The 24,251-nt window shown below is 57.0% G+C and carries 19 protein-coding genes, 3 tRNA genes and 1 pseudogene; 14 read left to right on the top strand and 9 right to left on the bottom strand.

Annotated features, from left to right (window positions below; translation table 11 throughout):
- Positions 1-23: 23 nt before the first annotated feature.
- From JO972_RS01670 to JO972_RS01655, 4 genes are all read right to left on the bottom strand, one after another.
- Positions 24-857 (bottom strand): SDR family oxidoreductase, encoded by an 834-nt coding sequence (locus JO972_RS01670; RefSeq protein WP_309488249.1) that lies wholly within the window; start codon positions 855-857, stop codon positions 24-26.
- A 90-nt stretch (positions 858-947) separates the two neighbouring features.
- Positions 948-2,060 (bottom strand): LOG family protein, encoded by a 1,113-nt coding sequence (locus JO972_RS01665; protein WP_309488248.1) that lies wholly within the window; start codon positions 2,058-2,060, stop codon positions 948-950.
- A 182-nt stretch (positions 2,061-2,242) separates the two neighbouring features.
- Positions 2,243-3,307, bottom strand: coding sequence for an anthranilate phosphoribosyltransferase (gene trpD / locus JO972_RS01660; RefSeq protein ID WP_309488247.1), 1,065 nt, complete (start codon positions 3,305-3,307; stop codon positions 2,243-2,245).
- Positions 3,308-3,380: 73 nt separating this feature from the next.
- Entirely contained in the window at positions 3,381-5,477 is a 2,097-nt protein-coding gene (locus tag JO972_RS01655; protein WP_309488246.1) for a RecQ family ATP-dependent DNA helicase, read from the bottom strand.
- A 164-nt stretch (positions 5,478-5,641) separates the two neighbouring features.
- Between JO972_RS01655 and JO972_RS01650 the strand changes: the two genes are divergently transcribed.
- From JO972_RS01650 to JO972_RS01610, 9 genes are all read left to right on the top strand, one after another.
- Entirely contained in the window at positions 5,642-7,222 is a 1,581-nt protein-coding gene (locus JO972_RS01650; protein ID WP_309488245.1) for a glucose-6-phosphate isomerase, read from the top strand.
- A 124-nt stretch (positions 7,223-7,346) separates the two neighbouring features.
- Entirely contained in the window at positions 7,347-8,636 is a 1,290-nt protein-coding gene (locus JO972_RS01645; protein ID WP_309488244.1) for an MFS transporter, read from the top strand.
- A gap of 110 nt (positions 8,637-8,746) precedes the next feature.
- Positions 8,747-9,889 carry a glutamine-hydrolyzing carbamoyl-phosphate synthase small subunit gene (carA, locus tag JO972_RS01640; protein WP_309488243.1) on the top strand — a complete coding sequence of 381 codons (1,143 nt, stop codon included), beginning with the start codon at positions 8,747-8,749 and terminating at the stop codon, positions 9,887-9,889.
- 137 nt (positions 9,890-10,026) lie between these two features.
- Positions 10,027-11,295 carry an adenylosuccinate synthase gene (locus JO972_RS01635; protein WP_309488242.1) on the top strand — a complete coding sequence of 423 codons (1,269 nt, stop codon included), beginning with the start codon at positions 10,027-10,029 and terminating at the stop codon, positions 11,293-11,295.
- Between the two features lie 81 nt (positions 11,296-11,376).
- Positions 11,377-11,832, top strand: a complete 456-nt coding sequence (locus tag JO972_RS01630) for a hypothetical protein (protein WP_309488241.1) — start codon at positions 11,377-11,379, stop codon at positions 11,830-11,832.
- A gap of 80 nt (positions 11,833-11,912) precedes the next feature.
- Positions 11,913-12,683 (top strand): S8 family serine peptidase, encoded by a 771-nt coding sequence (locus tag JO972_RS01625; RefSeq protein ID WP_309488240.1) that lies wholly within the window; start codon positions 11,913-11,915, stop codon positions 12,681-12,683.
- Between the two features lie 92 nt (positions 12,684-12,775).
- Positions 12,776-13,054, top strand: a complete 279-nt coding sequence (locus tag JO972_RS01620; protein ID WP_309488239.1) for a BrnT family toxin — start codon at positions 12,776-12,778, stop codon at positions 13,052-13,054.
- 27 nt (positions 13,055-13,081) lie between these two features.
- A complete protein-coding gene (locus JO972_RS01615; protein WP_309488238.1) occupies positions 13,082-13,360 on the top strand; it encodes a CopG family antitoxin in 279 nt (92 codons plus the stop codon).
- 152 nt (positions 13,361-13,512) lie between these two features.
- Positions 13,513-13,586: transfer RNA gene (locus JO972_RS01610), tRNA-Arg, on the top strand.
- A 92-nt stretch (positions 13,587-13,678) separates the two neighbouring features.
- On the opposite strand, the gene JO972_RS01605 is transcribed toward JO972_RS01610, so the two are convergent.
- The 4 genes from JO972_RS01605 to ilvD all read right to left on the bottom strand — a co-directional run bounded on the left by JO972_RS01605 (position 13,679) and on the right by ilvD (position 16,583).
- Entirely contained in the window at positions 13,679-14,038 is a 360-nt protein-coding gene (locus JO972_RS01605) for a RidA family protein (protein ID WP_309488237.1), read from the bottom strand.
- Between the two features lie 91 nt (positions 14,039-14,129).
- Positions 14,130-14,609 carry a DUF3592 domain-containing protein gene (locus JO972_RS01600; protein WP_309488236.1) on the bottom strand — a complete coding sequence of 160 codons (480 nt, stop codon included), beginning with the start codon at positions 14,607-14,609 and terminating at the stop codon, positions 14,130-14,132.
- Between the two features lie 58 nt (positions 14,610-14,667).
- Positions 14,668-14,742: transfer RNA gene (locus JO972_RS01595), tRNA-Thr, on the bottom strand.
- A gap of 143 nt (positions 14,743-14,885) precedes the next feature.
- Positions 14,886-16,583 (bottom strand): dihydroxy-acid dehydratase, encoded by a 1,698-nt coding sequence (ilvD, locus tag JO972_RS01590; RefSeq protein ID WP_309488235.1) that lies wholly within the window; start codon positions 16,581-16,583, stop codon positions 14,886-14,888.
- A gap of 161 nt (positions 16,584-16,744) precedes the next feature.
- Here ilvD and JO972_RS01585 point away from each other — a divergent pair, with 161 nt between their 5' ends.
- The 4 genes and pseudogenes from JO972_RS01585 (at position 16,745) to JO972_RS01570 (ending at position 22,793) form a co-directional block, all read left to right on the top strand.
- Entirely contained in the window at positions 16,745-18,250 is a 1,506-nt protein-coding gene (locus tag JO972_RS01585; protein WP_309488234.1) for a sulfatase family protein, read from the top strand.
- A gap of 5 nt (positions 18,251-18,255) precedes the next feature.
- A complete protein-coding gene (locus JO972_RS01580) occupies positions 18,256-19,827 on the top strand; it encodes a hypothetical protein (RefSeq protein ID WP_309488233.1) in 1,572 nt (523 codons plus the stop codon).
- Positions 19,828-19,830: 3 nt separating this feature from the next.
- Positions 19,831-21,381, top strand: a pseudogene (locus JO972_RS01575) (sulfatase family protein); the annotation flags it as partial.
- A 92-nt stretch (positions 21,382-21,473) separates the two neighbouring features.
- Positions 21,474-22,793 carry a sulfatase-like hydrolase/transferase gene (locus JO972_RS01570; RefSeq protein ID WP_309488231.1) on the top strand — a complete coding sequence of 440 codons (1,320 nt, stop codon included), beginning with the start codon at positions 21,474-21,476 and terminating at the stop codon, positions 22,791-22,793.
- Positions 22,794-22,956: 163 nt separating this feature from the next.
- On the opposite strand, the gene JO972_RS01565 is transcribed toward JO972_RS01570, so the two are convergent.
- Positions 22,957-23,046: transfer RNA gene (locus tag JO972_RS01565), tRNA-Ser, on the bottom strand.
- Between the two features lie 305 nt (positions 23,047-23,351).
- On the opposite strand from JO972_RS01565, the gene JO972_RS01560 reads away from it, so the two are divergent.
- On the top strand, positions 23,352-24,251 hold the full coding sequence (locus tag JO972_RS01560) for a DMT family transporter (protein WP_309488230.1): 900 nt from the start codon (positions 23,352-23,354) through the stop codon (positions 24,249-24,251).

Raw genomic sequence — 24,251 nt, 5'->3', positions numbered from 1 at the left:
TGTGAGTGCGCTCGTTGCGGGGACTACCAAGGCAGGCGGCTGCCATCGTAATACCACAGTCCGCCGTGGTGTTTGCGCGTCAGGTTTTCGATCAGGTCGATCACTTGAGCCATACTTTGCTGAGGATCCAGCTTCCCCCGCTCCGTTCCCATATGCGTCTTATTGTGCCCGGGAGCAATGGCCACCACGAGGATGCCCTTCATCGCCTGATCCCCGGACATCGTGCGGGTCACCATATTGAGTGCGGTTTTACTCACGCGGTAGCCATAGGCCGTGCCACTGGTGCCCTTGGATAAGATCGAGGCGCGGGTGGAAATATGCACCACCTTGGCATCTTCAGCGAGTTTGAGGTTCGGCAACAGTGCCTGGGTCACGAACAGTGGCCCCAGGGTGTTGACCCGATAACAGAGTTCCATTTCCTGACGCGTCAACTTGGCGAGGTTTTCCGGGTTTTCCGTCATCAGCTTCGGCCCGAAATAGCCGGCATTGTTGATCAGGATGTCGATTTTTTCGCCCTCCAAAGCCTTCGCCAAGGCAGCGATATCCGCTTCGCTGGTAACATCCAACTTCATCACCGTGGCTCCTGTTTGCTTCAATGCCACCGCCTGCTCCGGCTTGCGGGCCGTGCCAATGACTTGGTAGCCCTTGGCGACAAACTGCTTGGCCATTTCCAAGCCCAAACCGCGGTTCGCCCCCGTAATCAATACCCGGGAGTTTTTATGACTCGCAGGCTCGGCCTCTTCGGCCCAAGTGGAAGACATCGATCCCAACAGGACCAACAAGGACAGAATGAGGATTGAGGAGGTAGAAAGTGTGCGTTGGGTGAACATCATGGTGCAGTTGGCGGCGATAGACATGCGAATACGACAGCCCTAGCAATAAACTTTCCTGACGAGCAGATTAAAACAAACAAGCGGTGACATCTCATCACCGCCCTGCCCTCTGGCTTAGCTCGCGCCCTCTTCATTGATCGAGTCGATCAGCTGGCGCAGTCGACCGAAATTCCGTCGTCGGTGCCGGAATACCAAGCGGGCCAACTTGTCTAACTCTGGCTCATCACCCTCTGCCGGAAGTGGTCCGGATTGCTCGAAGGTTCCACTTTTGATGATATCCGAGAAGTCCTTGGCCAGCTGCTTCATCTTCTCCTCCGTGAGCTGACGCTGCATGCGGATCACTAAGCGATCGCCACAGTAGCGATAAGAGTGGAAGTTGGAGTAAAAACGCACCACTTCCTCCACCGCCTCATCCACATCGTCCGTGACTTTGTAGAGTGAAAAATCTTCGTCGGAGATGAGTTTCAGTCGGCTCAGGTGCTCCACCACGAACTGCTGCCAGAACTTCCAGTATTTCCCCCCTTTGGCATCGATCAACACCAGCGGATAGATCGCGGCTTTTCCAGTTTGGATCAGAGTCAGTGTTTCGAAAATTTCATCCATGGTGCCGAAGCCACCAGGGAAGGCCGCCACCGCATCGGACTCCTTGACGAAGGACAGCTTGCGCGTGAAGAAGAAATTGAAATCGACCAACTTCTCGTCGCCGGCGATGAATGCATTGGCAGAGGCCTCGAAGGGAAGGTTGATGTTCAGGCCGAAGCTATCCTCGCGTCCTGCGCCCTCGTTACCAGCGGCCATGATACCCGGACCTGCGCCGGTGATGGTCATGAAGCCGGCTTCACGCATCTTGTCGGAAAACTCAACCGCAGCCTTGTATTCAGGCTCTTCCGGATCGGTGCGAGCCGAACCGAACACGGAGATCTTGCGGCAATTTCGATAAGGGTAAAACACCTCGTTGGCGATCCGCATCTCCTTGAGTGAGCGGTTCATCATTTTGAAATCCCCCTCGGTCACCGCCCCTCGCGAGGTTCTCACCGCGGAGATCAGCATCTCGGCTAACAGACAGTTATCTTCGCCGCCGGAAATCTCCTTCGAGAGTGCTAGCAGCTTGTGATCGAGGTCTCTTTCTCCTGTCGAGCCAATGTAGGCGCAGGACTGCGAGTGAATCATACCTCCGGTAAAATCTCTCTCTTGGGGAATCTTGGTAGGCTTAACGTGGGAACTCATGAATAATTTATGGGGTGGTCATTGTTGGTCAAAATGCACAACAACACAGACTACACGAATCTTCGGATTCTGCCGCTAAATTATTCTGATTATTTCGAGCGCTTGTTCCACGCACGAACATCATGGCCGAGCGCTTTGCCCAGCCCCTAGTGAAGTTCGGCCCAAACATGGGCTAACATCAGTTAGACCGATGCCTCACTGAGCTGCTTGCTGATGGCTTGCAGCTTGTGCAGTCGCTCAATCGCCTGACCGGAATCGATCAATTGCGCAGCCAGCGTGATCGCAGCCCCCAAGGTATCGGCCAGGCCAGCGCAGGCCAGTCCCGCTCCGGCATTGAGCAGCACCATTTCGCGCTTCGGTCCGGTTTCCACCCCACTGAGCACATCGGTGAGGATCTTGGCATTCACCTCGGCATCACCACCGCGCAGGTCTTCCACTTCACAGGCGGTGAATCCAAAGTCTTCGGGTTTGACTTCCTCATCGACTGGCGACTGGAATCGACCGGATTTGCAAATACGGGTCGGCCCGAGCAGGCTGACTTCATCCACCGGGCCACCGTCTGCCGTGGTGCCATGCACCACCCAGGCGCTGTCGCGACCGAGACGTTGTAAAATATCTGCGTAGGCGGCATCGAGATCCGGGTCACAGACACCCACCAGCTGGCACTCAGGGCGAGCTGGGTTCAACAGCGGCCCGATCAGGTTGAAAATGGTTCTCACCCCCTCCTTGGCCAAAGCCGCGCGGACGGGCCCCACCGCCTTGAATGCAGGGTGGTATTTGGGAGCGAACAGAAAGCCGACGCCGGCGTGCTCGAGACATTTTCTGAATTCTTCCGGAGAGTGTTCGATATTGATTCCCAGCGCCTCTAACACGTCCGCACCACCACTCTTCGAAGTGATACCGCGGTTGCCGTGTTTCACCACCACCGCACCGCCGGCGGCGATGACAAACATGCTGGTGGTAGAGACGTTGAACATGTTGAGCTTGTCACCTCCCGTGCCACAGACATCGAGGGTGGGTCCCTCCAGATCCAGCTCCGTCACGCCGGGGTCCACGGCGCGCGCTAAAAAGGCTTCCACAAAACCGGCAATCTCAGCGGGAGTCTCGCCTTTGTTGGTGAGCGCCTTTAAAAACCGAGCTTTTTTATCGTCGCAGATCTCGGGGTTCAGCAGCATCTCTGCAGCCACATCGATTTCACGCGAGCTCAGCTCGGTGCCGTTTTCCACATGTTGGATCAGTGCGTCCATATCGACTCCAGCTTAGGCCGATTTCTGGAGAATGGCCAGTTTTTTCGGTAGCGATCAAGGTTCTAACGAGTGATCAATCGAATGCCACAATCGTATCCACAAAGGCTTGCAGATACTTCTCCGCCTTGACCTCTCCCACGCCCTTGATGCGCATGCCGGCGGCCATGGTTTTGGGGCGGAGTCGGGTGAAATATTCCAGCGTCTTGTTAGGAAAGATTTGATAGGGTGGCACTCTCTCCCGCTGGGCCAACTGCTGGCGCAGGTCCCTGAGCTGATCATAGAGCTGACCATCAAAGCCAAACTCCTCGATAATCATCTCCGACTCCTTCACGGGGCTCGACTGATGCTGCTCCGGCCAGACCAGTCGACACGACGACTTCCCTAACATCACCTTTTCACCCTGTGGGGTAAGCGTCATCAGGGGAAACTCCCCCCGCTGCGTGAACACCAGGCCGGCTTTCTGCAAGGATCTGAAAAGCTCATTCAAATACGCGGTGCCGCAGTCCTTGAGAATCCCATGAGTGCTGAGCTCATCGAGTCGGACCCGTTTGATCTCCTGGGACTTACTACCCATGAGCATCTGCACAATGCGACCACGTCCGAAAATACCCTCCCACCGGCCGTTGACTTTCCTACTCATGCGCGCCACACCGCTTAATGCTTTTCTAACGATCAAAAGTTCGTCCTCATCCGCCGGCTCGCGGGCAGAGCCACCGAAGGCATTGATGCAGATGTCACAGGTGCCGCATGTCTGCGCATCGTCCTCGCCGAAATACTCCAAGATGGCCTGCTGGCGACATTGTTGACCGTAGCAGAAATGAACCATGGAATCGAGCTTTTCGCGGTCGCGCCGCTCCTTCTCCTCCAGCGCGTGCCGATCAATATTGAGCGCTTGGTCTGGCTTGAGCAAGCGGGTGCCCTTCATCCGTTTCCCTGAGATATCGAAACGTTCTGCGTAGCCGTTGCGCATCAGGATGCCAATCGCGCTGCCAACAGCCATGCCATTTTTCACCTCTGCACCCTCTTTGATCTCGTCGATGGTTCGCTGCACCTCGAAATTAGCATCGGCGTCGTTTTGTAAAAACTGATAGACATCCGCGATGGTCTGGTAGCCCGGATTCGCCCCTTCAATGAAAAACTCCTGCGTCCGAGTGTCTGCGTAGTTGAATAGCAACTCACAGTAGGCCGCCTCCCCGTCACGCCCTGCCCGACCCGCTTCCTGATAGTAAGCCTCAATGCTGCCGGGCACTTCGTAGTGCAGCACGAAGCGCACATCGGATCGGTCGATCCCCATGCCAAAAGCATTGGTCGCCACCGCGACGTCCGCCTGTTTACTGATGAAAATATTCTGCGTCCGGTCGCGTTCGTCCGGAGTCATGCCGCCGTGATAGGCGATGCTTTTGATCCCCCAGCTGTGCAATAGCTCACCGACCTCCTCCACACGTTTGCGCGTGGAGCAGTAGACAATCCCTGTTTTCCACTTGGCCACCACCTTTTTCAGTCGCTCATGCTTCACCTTGTGTTTTTCCACCTCCACGATGCTCAGCGAGAGGTTCGGTCGACTGAAGCCACTGACCGTCTCGAAAGGCTCGCGCAGAGCCAGCACCTCGAGGATGTCCTTTCTCACCACGGGAGTTGCCGTGGCGGTGAGAGCGATCGCCTGAGGTCGTCCGATCTGCTCCAGCGCCCGCCCCAGCTTCATATACTCCGGCCTGAAATCGTGCCCCCACTGGCTCAGACAGTGGGCTTCGTCCACGGCAAACAGGGAGATCTCCACCTGCTTCAGGGCTTCCATGAACGCGGCCACGCGAAAGCGCTCCGGGGCGATGTAGACCAGCTTGAACTCGCCGCGCTTCATCTGATCGATCCGCTGCCGTTGCTCGTCCCACGACAAGGTGGAGTTGATCATCGTGGCGGGAATCCCTTTTTCCAACAAGGCATCCACCTGATCCTTCATCAGCGCGATCAACGGAGAAACCACCAAGGTCACCCCCGACAGGCACATCGCCGGAAGCTGGTAGCAGAGTGACTTACCACCACCGGTGGGCATCACCACCAAGCCGTCCTGACCGGACAATATCTGATCGACGACCTCCTCCTGGGCATCGAGAAAGCCATCGAAACCGAAGTATTTTTTCAAGGTCGGCAGTGGTTCACTCGGTTGAGGCATGCCGCGAAGAAAACAAAACCGCCGCACCGAATCAATGCCGAATGCCCGCGCTCGCACGGTGCGCCACTTGATCCTCAAGCCCCAGCACGCCACTGCCACAAAAAAGTCACGCCATGGAACACTAATCACTTGAATACAGCACGGCCTCCAGTGACTATGCCCCCATGTCGAAAGCATCCTCACATTGGCAAAGCTACCAAAACTCCGTCACCCGTTATCCAGAACTTGGATTCTCCATCGACACCTCTCGCATGGACATACCTGCCGATTACGCGCAGAAGCTGGAAAAGGAAATCGCCCGCGCCTTTGATGGGATCAAAAAAATCGAAGCCGGTGAGGTCATGAACCCGGACGAAGGACGGATGGTTGGCCACTACTGGCTGCGCAATGCCGATCTCGCCCCGAACGACGAGATCAAAAAGCAAATCACCGAGCCCCTGGAAGACCTTAAGGCGTTCGCCAAAAAAGTGCATCGCGGCGAAGTCAGCAACCCCAAGGGCGGACGCTTCGAAAACCTGCTGATCATCGGTATCGGCGGATCTGCCCTCGGACCCCAGTTCATTTACGAGGCCCTCGGCGCAGACAGCCCACTGAAGACCTTTTTCTTCGATAATACCGACCCTGCCGGCATGGACGCCACGCTCTCGGAAATCATTTCCAAGACCCAGGGCGGCATCAGCAAGACCTTGTCACTGGTCGTTTCCAAATCAGGCGGAACCCCCGAGACACGCAATGGCATGCTGGAGGCACAGGCCGCCTACGAAGCCATCGGCCTGGAATTCGGCGATCACGCGGTGGCGATCACCGGCGAAGGATCTAAACTTTTTAACTACGCCACGGAAAACAGCTTCCTCTCGATCTTCCCCATGGAAGACTGGGTAGGTGGCCGGACTTCGGTGATGTCCACCGTCGGTCTGGTGCCCGCCGCACTGCAAGGAATCGATATAGACGCCCTGCTCGAAGGAGCCAAGGTAATGGATGAACTCACTCGCACCGACAACGCTTCCGAGAATGCCGCCATGCAGCTGGCCCTCGCCTGGCACCACGCAGGAAATGGCAAAGGTGAGAAAGACATGGTCGTCCTCCCCTACAAGGACTCCCTCGTGCTGTTCTCCAAGTATCTGCAACAGCTGGTGATGGAATCGCTCGGCAAGGAGAAGGACCTCGATGGCAAGGTGGTGCACCAAGGCATCGCAGTTTACGGTAACAAGGGATCCACCGATCAGCACGCCTATGTGCAGCAGCTGCGTGACGGGGTGCCTAACTTCTTCGCCACTTTCATCGAAGTCCGCAAGGGCCGCGATGGCAACAGCGTGGAAGTCGATCCTAACACCACCTCCGCCGATTACCTCCAAGGTTTCCTCCGCGGCACCCGCACCGCCCTGTATGAGAGCGGCCGCAAATCCATCACGCTCTCTATCGAAGAGGTCGACGCCCGGATGATCGGTGCGCTGATCGCCCTGTTCGAGCGCGCCGTCTCCCATTACGCGCTCTTGGTGAACATCAACGCCTACCACCAGCCTGGTGTGGAAGCAGGAAAAACCGCCGCCGGCATCTTCCTCGACCTCCTGCAGAAGGTCAAAGGTGCACTCACCGACAGCGAACAGACTGCCGAGCAGATTGCCTCATGGATCGAAGCCGATACCGAGGACGTCTACCACTGCCTGACCCACCTGGCCAACAACGGCACCGCGACCGTTTCCCAGGGCAGCACTCCCGCAGAGGATCGCTTTAAAAAAGCCTAGGCACAGGCTGATTTCACAAATTTCCCCACAAAGGGAACAGCAGGCTGAGGATCTCGTATCCTCAGCCTTTTCCTTGCCCTGAACTCAGAGGCGTAAAAACCCCGACCAGTCGGCATCTCGGATTGTGCCGCGAGCCTTTGCCGTCTATAGCTCTGCGGTGCCCTCGCAAAACACACCCACACTCGACTCCAGCCAGAAACGCAGCGCCGCCGCGATCATCGCCTCGCAGACCTGCACTAAGATCGGCGATGTGCTGATGAACCCGAAAACGGTGCTGACTTGGGTGCTGACTTATCTGGGAGCTCCGGCGGGGCTGATTTCCATGCTGGTGCCCATCCGCGAGTCCGGCTCAATGCTGCCGCAGCTGTTGATTTCCAGCTGGGTGAAGCGCGTGCGCCACCGCAAGCGGGTCTTCATCGCCGGTGCGCTGACCCAGGCGGTGGCTGTGGCGTCCATGGGATTCGCCGCGATGTTTCTGTCCGCCATGGCCGCCGGGTGGTCGGTGCTGGCGGCTCTGACCGTGTTTGCCGTGGCTCGGGCGTTTTGCTCGATCAGCTCGAAGGATGTGCTGGGGCGCAGCGTGCCGAAGGGCGTGCGTGGTCGGGTCGGAGGTCTCTCCGCCACCATCTCAGGCCTGCTCTCCGCCGCAGCCGCAGCGTCGATGACTTTCTACCGAGACCAAAAAACCATCACCGTGCTGGCCTGGGTGTTATTGATCGCCGCCATGCTCTGGCTGATTGGGGCCGCTCTCTACAGCTTGGTCAAGGAACCCCTGCCCGATGACGCCGAAGCGGAACCGGAGGTCGTCTCCGATCTGAAAAAGCGCCTCTCCCTGGTCCTGGACGACTCCGTATTTCGCAATTTCATCATCTGCCGCTGCCTCCTGCTCGGTAGCGCCTTGGCCTCGCCCCTGCTGGTGGTGCTGGGCCAAAAACACACCGGCACCCTGATCTCACTGGTCGGCTTTGTGCTCGCTTCCGGCCTGGCATCGGGCGTGAGTTCCTTTTTATGGGGAAAATTGGCCGACCGCTCTGGCAGCCTGACCATGGCGATCGGAGGCCTCACTTGCACCCTGTTCGGCATCGCCGGCATCTTCATCGCGCTGTGGTTCGAGGGACTATCCGACTCCCACTGGTGCTGGCCTGTGCTCTTCCTGTTGTTCAATCTCGGCTACGCCGGAGTTCGGGTCGGACGGAAAACTTGGGTGGTCGACGCCGCCGAAGGCGATCGACGCACCGATTACGTCTCCGCCTCGAACACCCTGATCGCGCTCTGCATCATCCTCATGGGGCTGTTAACCTCCGCCTTCCACAGCTTCTCACCGTTGATTCCACTGGGGATTTACTGTTTTTTAAGCCTGATGGGCTGCGGCATCGCCCTGTTGATGCACCGTCAAGAACGCCTCTCTGATTGAGACACAGTCAGAATTAGAGCTCTAACCGCAAACTTGAAACTTGAAACTTCACAGGTGAAACCTAAAGTGCGCGCGGCCAGCCCCCCACGGACAAGCTGCCACTTATCGTTATGAAAGCTATTTTGGCACTAGAAGACGGACGCACATTCGAAGGTGAAGCCTTCGGACACACTGGAACCACCACAGGCGAGTGTTGCTTCAACACCTCTATGACCGGTTATCAGGAAATCATCACCGATCCCTCTTACCGAGGCCAAATCGTGACGATGACCTATCCGATGATTGGTAACTACGGGATCAATCCGGAGGACGCCGAGTCGTCAGCACCCCACGTCCGAGGACTGGTCATTGGCGAGCTCTCCCCAGTCGCCTCCAACTGGCGCTCCCGTCAGTCGCTGCCAGAGTATTTCACCGAGCACAAAATCATCGGCATCGAAGGTGTCGATACCCGCGCGCTGACCAAGCACCTGCGCTCCGCCGGAGCCATGCGCTCATGCATCACCACCGAGCTCTCCGCCGAAGAAGCGGTGCAAGCCGCCAAAGACTCCGCGCCCATGGCCGGCTCCGATTTTGTCAAAGAAGTCTCCACCGAGTCCACCTACCTCTGGGACGGCGAGTCCCGCGAGTGGACCATCCCCAATACCTGCACCGGCCAGATCGGCACCTACAAGGAGCTGCCCGAGGTGAAATACAACATCGTGGCTTACGATTTCGGGATCAAGTGGGACATCCTCCGCCACCTCCGCCAGGCCGGCTTCAACGTCACCGTGGTGAACTCCCGCACCCCTGCCGAAGAAGTGCTCGCGCTGAAACCTGACGGCGTCTTCCTTTCCAATGGCCCCGGCGACCCAGCCGCGCTCGACTACATTCACGCCGAGGTGAAAAAGCTGCTCGGAAAAACTCCCCTGTTCGGCATCTGCCTCGGCCACCAAATCCTCACCCACGCCTTCGGAGGTGATACCTTCAAGCTGAAATTCGGTCACCGCGGCGGCAACCAGCCAGTCAAGGACCTGCGCACAGGAAAAATCTCCATCACTGCGCAGAACCACGGATTTGCCACCGACACCGATTCCCTACCGGACGATGTCGAGGTCACCCACGTCAACCTGAACGACGACACCATCGAAGGTTTCCGCCACAAGGAATACCCCGCCTTCTCCGTCCAGTATCACCCCGAAGCCGCCCCCGGCCCGAACGACGCCACTTACTTCTTCGAAGAGTTCGCGGAACTGATCGAAGGAAATAGGAAGTAGGAAACTGGAAGTAGGAAATAGGCTAGCAGCAGCTCTGGGGAGCTGACTTCTAAGACTGGCTCCCAAGAGCCTTACTCCACCTATTTCCAAATACCCACTTCCTAATCCCAATTCCCCAAATAACCATTCACAACATCATGAACACCATCATCTGCGGTCTCCAATGGGGAGACGAAGGAAAAGGCAAGATTGTCGATTACCTTACCGAAACTGCCGACGTCGTCGCGCGTGGCCAAGGCGGCAACAACGCCGGCCACACCGTCATCGCCAACGGAACGAAATACGTTCTCCACCTCATCCCATCCGGCATTCTTTGGGAAGGTAAAAACTGCATCATCGGCAATGGTGTTGTCATGGACCCCGTCGGTCTCTGCAAGGAAATCACCACCCTGGAAGAAGCGGGGATTTTGGTCGATGCCGCCAAGCTCCAGATCTCGGACCGCGCGCACATCGTGCTCCCCTACCACCGCGAGCTCGATGCCGCCCGTGAAGCCGCCCTTGGCAAAAACAAGATCGGCACCACCAAACGCGGAATCGGCCCAACTTACGCGGACAAAGCGAACAGAAATGGTCTCCGCCTAGCCGACCTGATGTGTGAAACCACCGCCCGCGAGCTGATCGAGATCCGTCTCGCCGACGCCAACGAAACTCTCTCACGCCACGACTTGCCAACGTTTACCACCGATCAGGTCTGGGAAGAAATCGCCCCCGCCATCGAGCGTCTGCGCCCGCACGTGAGCAACACCATCCCCGCCCTGCACAAGGCGTGGAAGGACGGTAAAACCATCCTCTTCGAAGGAGCTCAAGGTTCTTTCCTCGATGTCGACTTCGGCACCTACCCCTTTGTCACTTCCTCGAACACCACCTCCGGCGGTGCCTGCACCGGCTCCGGGCTGCCACCCACAGCCATCGAGCGCGTGGTCGGCGTTTGCAAGGCCTACACCACCCGTGTTGGTTCCGGTCCCTTCATCACGGAAAACGACGACATCTCCGAGTATTTCCACGCCCGTGGCATGGAGTTCGGCGCTACCACAGGTCGCCCACGCCGCTGCGGCTGGCTCGATATGGTGCTGATCCGCTACGCCTGCATGGTCAATGGCGTGACCGACCTCGCCGTCACCATCCTCGACGGCCTCGACGAGCGCGAAACTATCCAAGTTTGCACCGCTTACGAGATCGATGGCGAACGTCACGATTACCCACCGGCCAACCGCGCCGCCTGGGACAAGGCGACTCCGGTTTACGAGACCCTCCCCGGCTGGCAGTCCGATACCACCGGCGCCCGCTCTTGGGACGATCTTCCGGAAAATGCCAAAGCCTACCTGACACGCCTCGGCGAACTCGCCGGAGCCCCCGTCACCTACATCGGCAACGGACCTGAGCGCGAACAAACGATCGTGGTCTAAACGACACACATTTCCCAGCTCTTATAAAAAAGGCCGTCATTCACAATGGCGGCCTTTTTGTATACAGGTCATAGTTCCATCATGATATTGCACTGTAAACCTAACAACATATTCACTTGGAACTCCGTTCTCAGTGGTGCCGGGCATCGTGCGGAATTGACATTTAACTGGTATGGCGAATCAGGCAGCATCGCTCTGAACGGTCAAGTTTACGACATCCAAAAATGCGGCATGTTCAGCGGCTCTTGGATCATGACCAACCATTCGGGAACAAGCCTCACCGCCGAAAAACTCTCGGCCTTCTCGCGGACTTTCACCATCCAAAGCCCCTTGGGAAACTATCAGCTCAAAGCCCCTTCTGCATTCAGCCGAACCATGACCCTCGACGGTCCTAACGGGTCTGTGCGGATTGAGCCCGACCATATCTTTACCAGGCGCTCGACCATCTCGGGTCAACTTGACGACATCGAAGTCACCTGTTTCGCCACTTGGCTATGTTTGCTCATCAGGCGGCGAAACGCAAAGAATTCGAACTAAGCGAACACGGCTGCAGCCCCATGGATTAAACTCTCGGACTGGCCGCATATTTGTGGTGCAATGCGGGTGTTGCCCAGATCATGAACAAGGAAACGTGGATATCACCGGAACAAGCACGTGACGCATTGGAAAGCGGCAACGGCAAGGGGGTGCGCATTGCGATTCTAGATTCCGGAGTGGAAACCAGTCACCCCCAGCTGAAAAATCTCACGCTGAGTGATGACGTCATCATCCAATCGCGCGGTGGAGTGATTGAAGCGGTCGAGGGATCTGGCGAAGATGTTTTCGGCCATGGTTCGGCCGTCGCCGACATCATCCATCGCCACGCGCCCGATGCCGAAATCGGCTCGTTCCGCGTCCTCGGTCACTTCAAGGAGTCCCGCGCCGCCGTCATCCGCGAAGGGGTGAAATCTGCCGCAAGGAAGGGCTACGACATCATTCAGTGCAGTTTCGGAGCCCCCGCTCGTGCTCAAGATGCCGCCATTTACAAAGCTTGGCTGGACGCCCTCTACCTGCGCTCGGTCCACGTCGTCGCCGCCGGCAGCAACAGCGGTTTCCACACCGCCGAGTGGCCTGCGCATTTCCCCACCGTCATCGCCGTGGGAGCCGATCCGAACGATGGCGACAGCATCCAGCTGCGCAGAGGCAGCTTAGTCGAATTCGCCACCCGCGGCCGCGAGTCGTCCGCCGCCTGGCTCGGCGGCTCCAGCAAGGAAGTTATCGGCAGCAGCTTCGCCGCCCCACGCGTGACCGCCATGCTCGCGCGCATTCTCTCGGTTTTCCCCGGCCTCCATCCGCTGCACGCCAAATCACTGCTGCGCCAGATCGCCGAAGAAAGAGCGGAAAATTAGGCCTGTTGCCTGTCAGCCCGCTAAAAAAACCATGTTCAAATGCGCTGACATGTGTTTTCATCGCGCCGTCACATTTATCGACGTCTCACCTCATGGAACTTGACCTTACCGACTCCCCATTAAACCTCAAAGATATCACACCACGTGAGCTTGAGGAAATCCTTGAAGATCCCTTCGGCATCCGCTTGCTGCCGGATGTCGATCGTGAAGATGGCGAGAACCGCTACTACACCCTCGGCCGCACCGTTCAAGACAGACACCTGTTCATCGCCTTCTGGACCGATGGCAAGATCGCCCGCGTCTGCGCCGCTCGTGAAATGACCGAATCCGAACTCCGCTTCTACCAGCGCAGCTACGGCGAAATCAAGTAAGCTTATCCACGTTCACAATTTACCACGATGAAAACCATTAGCACCTGGGAAGAAATCCCCCCCTTCGAGGAAGAGGCCGATGAGGCAAAATTCTGGATGGAACACGAGCTCGACGCCAAACTTCTGGCCAGCTCCGTGCACCAGCCGGACTCCCGCGAGTCCACCACCATCACCCTGAGATTCGATCCCCGCATGCTCTCACGCATCAAGCGTCTCGCCCGCTCCCGTTTCCTCAACTACCAATCGATGATGAAACAATGGCTCGCCGAACGCATCGAGGAAGAGCAGCGCAATCTCCCCGAGTAGGCCCCCTCACCCAGCCAACTTTCGCCACGGTCACTGATCATTTTTCCAACCGTGGCCATGCATCCTGTCTTGACGGATGCCCCATCCCCTCGTAAATCCCTCCCAGCCCCGCCAGTGCATCCTCACCGGCACCGTGGCCATCATTTTTCAAAGCGCCCTTAGCTCAGTTGGATAGAGCAACTGACTTCTAATCAGTAGGTCACAGGTTCGAATCCTGTAGGGCGTGCTTTTCTTTTTAAAAAGCACTACAGGATGAGAACGCAGTTCGAGCACTCACAAAGTGCGTGCATCACGTCCTCATCTGCACCCGCTTCCGCCCTAGGAGGCCTTCTTCACTGCTGCAACCACGGAGATCTCCACCAGCAGTTCTGGCCGCGCCATGCGCGCTTCCACACAGGCTCGTGCTGGCGCATGCCCGTCCGGCACCCAGGCATCCCAAACTTCGTTCATTGCAGCGAAATCCTTCATGTCGCGCACGTAAACGGTGGCCGATAACATGTGCTCCCGATCCGAACCAGCCTGGATCAACAGCTCGTCCACCTTCTCGAGCATGGTTTTCGTTTGCTCCGCCATGCCTTGCGTAGCGTCCTTCGCGACCTGACCGCAGAGATAAATGGTGTCGTTGTGAATCACCACCCGGCTCATGCGTTGCTTGGTTTCCAATCGTTGAATACTCATGGCGCAAAACTAGACCGATCCGGTCGTCATCCAACAGCGCAAACTGCAATCGCTCATCCTTTTTCTCAAGAATCATTAATCATCGAACCCGTCACGCACTCGCACGCTTTGAGCTCGAGAGCATGCGAAAGAACCAGACCGGCCCTAACAACAAGACCACACAACAAACCGACTTCCAGAGCACGCGCTGCGGAAAGTTTCGATAACGGACGATTCGCTCAGGGTAAGCCGCATCGCTGTAGGCAACATCCACGACATCGCCCGACTCGGTCAGCCACCGAGAGGGAATGAAAATCGATTCCTCACCGCCCTGCCAATCATAAACCACCTTGTCACTGGAACCTGTTATCCAATTCACCGAACCGCTACGGCCATATCTTCCAGTATGTTGATAGTTCGTTTGAGAAACGACCTGATCGTCCAGAACTACCCCCTCAACGGATTCCCACTGCTGCGACCGCAAGTGATCATAAACCAAGGTGATCAGCTGCTTGAGCTGAACCACTCCGAATGCCGCTACTAGGAAAAGTAAGCAGCACCACGCGGCTAGGGCGGCTTGGCTGTTCTTCATCGTTCGCCGAGTCAATGGAGGCTTCGGAAAAGGGCCCTCCGACCTCGCTCCCATCACCTGGAGCCGCTGGCCGGAATTGAACCGGCGACCTATTCATTACGAGTGAATTGCTCTACCCCTGAGCTACAGCGGCCTGGGTGCTGTTGGGTGAAAATCCCAACGGCGGGTGGACGGTCGGTTTTTTAGCACAGAACGGCGGCGTGGCAAGCTCAAGAATGATGTGGGAAACACATAATCGTCTCGCTGCCAGCCGCAGCTCCAAGCGGTGAAACCGGATTAGAATTTATCTGTGACGGCGCCGGTGGAGGCGGAGGTCACGGTGTGGGCGTATTTGGCGAGCACACCACGTTTGTAGCGTGGCTCATACGGTTGCCAATCGGCTTTGCGGGCTTCCAGCTCTTCCTCACTGATGTTGACGCTGATGGTGTTACCCACGGCATCGATGGTGATTTCATCGCCGTCTTTCAGCAGACCGATCGGTCCGCCGACGTGCGCTTCCGGAGTAATATGACCGACCACAAACCCGTGGCTGCCACCGGAGAATCGACCGTCGGTGATCAGCGCGACAGTATCGCCGAGGCCTCGGCCCATGACGGCGGAGGTGGGCCCTAACATCTCACGCATACCAGGACCGCCTTTCGGCCCTTCGCGGCGGATGACGATGACATTGCCGTCGACAATTTTGCCGTCAAGGATGGCTTTCATTGCGTCTTCCTCACAGTCGAAGACACGGGCGCTGCCGGTGAAGCTGTTGCCTTCCTTACCGGTGATCTTGGCCACAGCCCCTTCTGGAGCGAGGTTGCCGTAGAGGATGCGCAGGTGGCTGTCTTTCTTGATCGGATTATCCAGCGGACGGATGATATCCTGGTCTTCTGGATACTTGATTGGTGAATTGGCGAGGTTTTCCGCCATGGTCTTGCCGGTGACGGTGAGGCAGTCGCCATGAAGCAGACCAGCCTCCAGCAGAATGCGCATCAGTGGCACGGTGCCGCCGATTTTTACCAGGTCGGCCATGACGTATTTGCCCGACGGTTTCAGATCGGCCAGCATTGGGACGCGTTTGCCGATTTCGGTGAAGTCTTCGATGGTCAGATCCACACCTGCGGCGTGCGCCATGGCGAGAAGGTGCAGCACGGCATTGGTGGAGCCGCCGAGAGCAATCACCACGGTGACCGCATTCTCGAAGGCCTTGCGTGTGAGGATGTCGAGTGGGCGGATGCCTTTGTCGATCATGTTCAGCACGGCGGCGCCGGCATCGAAGCAGTCGATCATCTTGTCATCGCCAACCGCCGCTTGCGCAGAGCTGTTAGGAAGCGACATCCCAAGCGCCTCAATGGCGGAGGCCATGGTGTTCGCGGTGTACATGCCGCCGCAAGAGCCTTCGCCGGGGATGGCATTTTCCTCCACGGTCTTCAGCTCTTCATCTGAGAACTCACCGGCGGCGTGTTTTCCCACGGCTTCGAACACGGAGACGATATCGAGATCCTTTTCCTCCCCCTTAATGCTCGCACAACCGGGAAGGATGGTGCCGCCGTAGACAAAGACGCTGGGGCGGTTCATCCGAGCCAGAGCGATGATGCATGCCGGCATGTTTTTATCGCAGCCACCGATGGCGACCACGCCGTCCATGCCTTCGCAGCCGGCCACGGTTTCAATGGAGTCGGCGATGACTTCACGCGAGACGAGGGAGTATTTCATCCCCTCGGTGCCCATGGAGATTCCATCGGAAATAGTGATGGTGTTAAAAATCACGGCCTTACCACCGGCGGCATCGACACCTTTGGCGGACTCGTTGGCGAGACGATCGATGTGCATGTTGCAGGGCGTGACCTGGCTCCAGGTGGAGGCCACTCCGATCTGTGGTTTCTCGAAATCTTCGTTTTTAAAACCGACGGCATGCATCATCGCACGGCTAGGTGCGCGATCAGGGCCATCGAATACTTGTGAGGAAAATGGGCGGCGGCAATCAGACATGCACAGTTGCTATGAGATCGGGACATAATTGTAAATAGACAAGTTTGTATGTTGCCCTAGGCGCAAGCGAAGCCCATGCCACGCTTTTCGAGGATGGTGGTTGCCATTCTTGAAATGAGCCCCGATTTTATTCCGTATGCTCATCCTGCAGCCCTAGCTTCATGAAAAAAACACTCATTCCCCTCCTCTCCACCTGCCTGGCTCTCGTCGCCCATGCCGCGCCCAAGCCCAACATCATTTACATCCTCGCCGATGACATGGGCTACGGCGATGTGCATTGCCTCAATCCTGAGCGAAGCAAAATTGCCACGCCCCACATCGATCGACTGGCCGCAGAAGGCATGATTTTCACCGATGCCCATTCCAGCTCGTCGGTCTGCACGCCCACGCGATACGGCGTGATGACAGGCCGATACAATTGGCGCACCCATCTCCAAGAAGGAGTCATCTGGGGCTACAGTAAACCACTCATCGCAGCCGACCGACTCACTGTGCCGCAACTTTTAAAACAACAGGGCTACAACACCGCCATGATCGGCAAATGGCATCTGGGAATGGAGCTGCCAACGCTCGACGGCAAACCGGTGATGGAGGGCAAAAAAGATCAGCGCAAGCCGAAGAAAACGAATATCGACTGGAAAGGCGAAATCAAAGAAGGCCCGGTGGACCGTGGCTTTGACTACCTCTACGGCATTTCCGCCTCACTCGATATGGCGCCTTATATCTGGATTGAAAACGATCGCTTTGTCGGCGAGGCCGATAACCATCATCCATCCAAACCAGCTCCTGGTTTTAAAAAAGACCAAGTGTTAGCCTCCATCGGCAACAAGACGGTGGAGTATCTTAAAAAGCAGGACGCCTCGAAACCCTTCTTCATCTACGTTCCCCTGACCTCGCCGCACACCCCCATCGTGCCGTCTGCGCAGTGGAAGGGAAAAAGCAGCCTCGGCAGCTATGGCGACTTCATGATGGAAACGGATCACGTGATCGGGCAGATCATGAAAGCCGTGGACGCCTCGGAATTCGCGGAGAACACGGTGGTCATCGTCACCGCCGACAACGGCTGCTCCAAGGCCGCTAAGATCGATCGTTTGGAAAAGAAAGGCCACTTCCCCTCGGCCCACCTGCGTGGCTCGAAGGCCGACCTCTGGGACGGCGGACATCGCGTGCCATTCATCGTGCGCTGGCCGAAGGGCGTGCAAGCAGGATCGACCAGTGATGAGACGATCTGTCTAACCGACCTCATGGCCACAGCCGCCGAGCTCGCCGGCACCACCGTTCCGCCCCATGCAGGCGAAGACAGTGTGAGCTTTGCGCCAGCACTCAAGGGCGAGCCGATTCAATCGACGCGCCAGGGCGTGATTCACCACTCCATCAGCGGCCACTTTGCTTACCGCCAAGGGAAATGGAAGCTACTCCTGGCCAAAGGCTCCGGCGGCTGGACCAGCCCTACCGAGCGACAAGTCAAGCCGGGGTCCCCGGTCGCCCAGCTCTACGACATGGAAGCGGACCCGGGCGAAACCAAGAACCTCTACACCTCCCACCCGGAAGTCGCCAAACAACTGCTCCAACAACTCCAAGCAGACGTCAGCAAGGGCCGCAGCACCGCCGGATCGGCCAGTCAGAACGACATCGAGAACATTCAACTTTGGAAAAATAACAAATAACACTTATGAAGCCAGCCACCACCATCACAGCCGCCCTCACCGCAGCCATCGCAGGAAACCTCACACTCTCGGCTCAAGCCGCGGAGTGGACCATGGACACCCAAGAACAATGGGTAAAAAACACCGCCCATAAAGAAGGGGTGGAGATCAAGAACGGCATGGTTTCCCCCACCGGGGAAAAGGCGACGTTTAAGAGCGCGATGAAGTCGTTTGCCAAGAAACGCAGTGCCAGCAACTTAACCATCAGTCAGTCGCCCGTCTGGCTGAACTGGAAGCCGGTGAAAAACTTAGGGCCGTCCAATCTCAAAGACGCTCCGGTATTTCTTCAGATGGGTCCTGACAACTACTGGATGTTTGGCAAATACGGCCAGCTCGGCAAACAAGCGAACGCCGCCGGAAAACCCGCCAAACTAGAAGGCTTCGATGTGCCACTCACCACCACCGCCCATCCTCACCAGTTCAACGCGCCTGGAGGTTTGGAAAAATCTCTTGGCGGCTACCACGCTTGGCAGAGCAAGGACATGGTCAACTGGGTGCACCACGGTCCGGTCTCCGACAAGCAGTCGAGATGGATGACCACCGCCGAAGTGGTCGATGGCAAAGCCTACCTCTACTACGATTTCCCCAACGACCAGGACCCGCACCTGATCATCGACGAGGACCTCACCGATGGCAAAATCGGCGAGAAAATCGGCATGGCTTTCAAAGATCCCTCGGACGGATCCGACTGTGGCATCATCCGCGATCTCGATGGTAAGTTCCACATCATCTACGAGGACTGGAGCCCGATCGATGCCAGCGTCAACGCCTGGGACTCCCCTCTGGCGGGTCACGCGGTCAGCCCTGATGGCCGTGGCGATTTCAAAATCATGAACCCGGCGGTGGACGAACGCAGCAAGTCGACCGGTAAGTTTGCCGAGTTCCTGCACCCGCACTGGCACAAGGAAGACCGCGAGAATTACCCGGGGAAAATCTACGAGGGCAAAACAGTGCATCACGGCATCAAGCCGGGACAACGAGTGGCCTTTTCCAAATACGAAATCCATGAGCCGGCGCAAAATGCCTTCGGCGACTGGGCGGCGATCTCCGTCGGCGGCCAGTATTACCTGTTCTGCGACTACGATCCGTCCGACGCGCACCGTGATAAGAAAGCCATGAGCGTGGCTTGGTTCACCTCATCCAGCATCGATCAGCAGTTCAGCTTCTGTGGCAACCTCGGCAGCGGCCACCCGGATCCGGATGTCATTTTTGCCGAAGGCCAGTTCTACCTCGCGACCCAGATGAAGACCGACTACGTCAGCTCCGGCCCGTGGGTTGATGGCGTGGAAGTGCGCGTGGGAGTGGACACTAACAACGATCAAAAAGCCGACCAATGGACCGACTGGCAGGAGGTCAAGGAAAGCTACGACTACATCCCCGGCTTTGCCAAGCAAGTGGCAAAAACTCCCGCTCAGCTCGATCTCAGCAAGCTGCCTGACGCTTACGGATTTCAATACGAGATCCGACTAACAGACACCACCGAGAACGAGTCCAAGCCGATCTTGGATAAGGTTTCCATCTCATTCGAGTCACCCTAAGCAATGACTTTCGTAAAAACACACCTTCCCGGCTTAGTCCTCAGCCTTCTAGCAGCCGCAAGCGTTTCGGCCAAACCACCTAACGTCGTGCTCATCTTCGCCGATGACCTCGGCTACGGCGATCTCAGCTGCTACGGTGCCACCAAGGTGCAGACACCGAACATTGACCGCATCGCCAAGGCGGGTCGCCGCTTTACCGATGCCCACTCGGCCTCAGCAGTCTGCACCCCGTCACGCTATGGCTTGCTCACAGGCGAGTATCCGTTTCGAGCCAATAACGGCAAAGGCATCTGGGGCCCGTGCGATCACCTGCAGCCCTTGCTGATCGATACCGAAAAACTCACCCTTGGCCAGCTCTTCAAAAACCGAGGCTACGCCACCGCCGCCATCGGCAAGTGGCACCTCGGCTTTGGCAAGGGCGAGACCGATTGGAACAAACCCCTGCGCCCCGGCCCCCTGGAGTTAGGCTTTGATTACTACTTTGGCCTGCCCAAGGTCAACAGCGGCTTCCCCTACGTCTATGTGGAAAACGACGGCATTGTGGGCTACGACCCCAACGATCCGATCAGCTACGATCAGCCCTACTCAAAAACCACCACCTATCCACCGGAAGCCGGGAAAAAAACCATCAATCGCATCGGTGGCGCCAAGAAAGCGCATGCGATTTACGACGACGAGAAAACCGGCACCCTGCTGGCGGAGAAGGCCGTGCAATGGATCGATGCGAATAAGGAGAAACCATTCTTTCTCTATTTCCCCTCACCGAACGTCCACCACCCGTTCACTCCCGCCCCCCGATTCAAAGGCACCAGCCAGGCGGGACTTTATGGCGATTTCATTCACGAGCTCGATTGGCAGGTGGGCGAAATCGTGAAATGTCTGGAGAAAAATAACCTCATCGACAACACCCTGATCATTGTCACCAGCGACAACGGGGGCATGTTCAACCGGGGCGGTCAAGATGCCTTTCAAGACGGACACAGGATCAATGGCGATCTGCTCGGCTTCAAGTTCGGCGTCTGGGAGGGTGGCCACCGCGTTCCCTTCATCGCCAAGTGGCCTGGCAAAATCCCAGCCGACACAGTCTCCGATCAGTTGATCAGTGGCATCGATATGCTCGCCACCTTGGCCGCGGTGACGGGGCAGAACATCTCGGACGAGCAACTTGCCGACAGCATCAATGTGCTTCCCGCCCTGGTCGATGAGCCTGAAGTTCCCATGCGCGAAAGCCTCGTGATCGTCCCACGCAGCGCCAAACATCTGGCGATCCGTAAGGGGAAATGGATGTATATCCCAGCACGAGGAAACGGCGGCTTCCGAGGAAAACCTGGCACCCATGGCGCTGGCGGACCTGCTGCGATCTTCTTCGTGGGCAATGAAAACAGCGATATCCAAAAGGGTAAGATTGTGAAAAACGCTCCCCCAGCCCAGCTCTACAACCTCGAGGTAGATCGTAACCAAACCACCAACCTCTATCGCAAATATCCGGAGGTGGTGAAAGAGATGCGAAATCTGTTAGAATCCACCCGTTCCTCCAGTCATCCCATCAAGAAGTAATCCCAATCATTCATTCACCTGAATCCTAGCACGCTGATGTTGCGCCTCCCATCCCTGCTCACCGCCCTGTTACTCCTGGCAGCTGCAGCGTGATCACAGCCGCCCAAAAACCTAACATCATCGTCATCATGGCGGATGACTTGGGTTATAACGATCTCGGCGTCTACGGCTGCAAGGACATCCCCACCCCCCATCTCGACAAGCTCGCCAAAGAAGGGGTGCGCTTCACATCCGCCTATGTCACCTGGCCGATGTGCGGCCCTTCGCGTGCCGGCTTCCTGACCGGCAAGCATCAATCGAAATTCGGCTACTACAAGAACGTCTCAGCCCCCTTCGACCCCCAACAGGGCCTGCCCAAAATGGAGACCATCGCCAGCCTGCTGCAAAAGCAGGGTTACGTCACCGGAGGCGTGGGTAAGTGGCACATGGGCACCACCAACGATCAACACCCGAACGCCATGGGCTTTGACGATTGGTTTGACTTCCTCGGCGGCGGACTGATGTATTTCCCGCTCGATCATCCCTCTTACAAAGGTCGCTTTTCGCCCATGAAAAAGCCCCTGAATCACAAGTATCTGCAGCACACACTGCCCGTGATTCACAACCGGAAACCGGTGCAATGGGAGCAGTATCTCACACGCGAGCTGACGGATGCCGGTATCCGCTTTTTGGTAGAGAACACCGAGAAACCGTTCTTCCTCTTCATGTCGTACAACGCGCCCCACCTCGATCTGGAAGCGCCACAGCAAACCATCGCCAAATTTCCACCCAAGAAGATGAGCAAGCTGCCTGGAGTCAGCCCGAAGTCGCGCTCCATCTATGGCGCCATGGTTTACGAAATGGACCAAGGGATCGGCAAACTGCTGGCGAAGGTCGACGCCCTCGGACTGAGCGATAACACCGTGATCTGGTTCCTGAGCGACAATGGAGGGATGAGAAAAACCAGCGATAACCGACCGCTTCGAGGGGCCAAAGGATCATCCTACGAAGGAGGAATCCGGGTGCCCATGTTTGTCAAATGGCCGGGCAAGACAGCCAGCGGCAAAGTGCTAACAGACGCCATCACCTCTCTCGATATCGGGGCCACCTCATTGGCCATGGCAGGCGGACAGCCGCAACAGGCGGGTCTCCACGGCAAGGATATCCGCAGCTACCTGACTCAGGAATCGACCCAAGCCCCCCATCAGACTCTCTACTGGCACACCGCGCGCAACATGGATCCCGAGGGAGTGATCCGTGAGGGAGACTTCAAACTCATCATCCGCAACAATAGGGTCGAACTCTACCATTTGAAAGACGACCTGGGCGAAAAACACAACTTGGCGGCAAAATATCCGGAAAAAGTGCAGTCGATGAAGGCCCGCTGGCTGGAATGGGACAACGACAAAAAGCCCCCGCTGGACCGGTGACAAAAACATCCAATACGCCGACTACGACTGGCTCGAAGGCAGCCCGCATTATCGGGCAAAGAATGAAAAGTAAGAACTCTCCGCCCCTCGAACACAAAAAAGCCCTTCGTCGCTGTTCGCTATGAAGGGCATTCTTCTCTCTTCGCTGCGCTTGAGCGAAGAATGGCGGACAGGGCGGGATTCGAACCCGCGGAGACATTGCTGCCTCACACGCTTTCCAAGCGTGCGCATTCGACCACTCTGCCACCTGTCCTGAGGTATCCTGTGGGATGCGGGCGGAAGCTAGCGAGCATCCTGCAACTTGGCAAACTTTTTTTCACTCTCTTGTCAAATTGATGAAAATCATGTCACTCGCCCTTCCCTCTTTACATTTTCAAGGACGCCAACAGGATGGCGTCGCAATGATCCGCATCGCTTCAGCAACCCTTCTCAACCTTCTACTCTGGCTTCGTCCGGTGGGAAGGAATGTGCGTGCGATCGATTGATAGAATTGAACCAGAACACCACTCACCGACCCGCCTCGATTCGTTCGATGCGGGTTTTTTGTGTTTAGCCACCATGAAAACCACACCTCCGACCTCCGCCCTGATACCAGCCATCGTCATTCTGGGTGCCTTTCTCTTTTCCTCGAAAGGGATTGTCATCAAGTTGATGTATGCCGAGGGACTCAGTCCCGCCAGTGTTTTGATGCTGCGGATGATCATCGCTTTGCCCTTCTACTTGGTGATCGCTATCATCCTGCGTAAAAAGTTAGGCGCCATCTCCAGCCGAGACTGGTGCAGCATTGCCGGTCTCGCCTTGCTCGGCTATTTCCTCTGCTCCTTGGTCAACATGATCGGGCTGCAATTCATCAGCGTCGGTTTGGAACGAGTGATCTTATTCTGCTACCCTTCTGTTGTGCTGTTAGGATCGGCGATGGTTCAGCGGAAACGACCCGCCAAGGCCTTGCTGGCAGCCTGTTTGCTGTCGTGGATCGGACTCTACTTGGTCATCCAAGATGAAATTCATCTCCACCACCAGGCCTCCCGAATTTTGCTCGGCAGTGGCCTGGTGTTCTTTAGCGCCGTCCTCTACGCCTGTTATATCTTGATTTCAAAACCCTTGATCATGCGGGTGGGATCCGAGGCATACACCAGCGTGGTCATGTGCATATCCTGCGTATGGGTCCTCGGCTACTTTGCCACGACGGAGGGCGATATCGGCGCACTAACAGCCTCCGCTAAAGTGCTCAGCTACGGGGTCATCATCGGCGTCTTTGGCACCGTGCTTCCCACCTATATTTTATCCTTCGGGCTTTCGAAAATCCCCGCCACGTCCTACGCGGTGCTTTCCTCGGCAGGGCCTGTGGCAACCATTATCCTGTCGTTGGCAATGGCCGGTCAGTTCCCCAGTGGACTGCAATGCGCCGGAGTTGCACTCTCGGTGACGGGGAGTTTGTTAGCCAGCCAGCAGCGATGA

The sequence above is a fragment of the Oceaniferula flava genome, from assembly GCF_016811075.1.
GTDB lineage: Bacteria > Verrucomicrobiota > Verrucomicrobiia > Verrucomicrobiales > Akkermansiaceae > Oceaniferula > Oceaniferula flava.
This window is presented reverse-complemented; position numbering and strand designations above follow the sequence as displayed.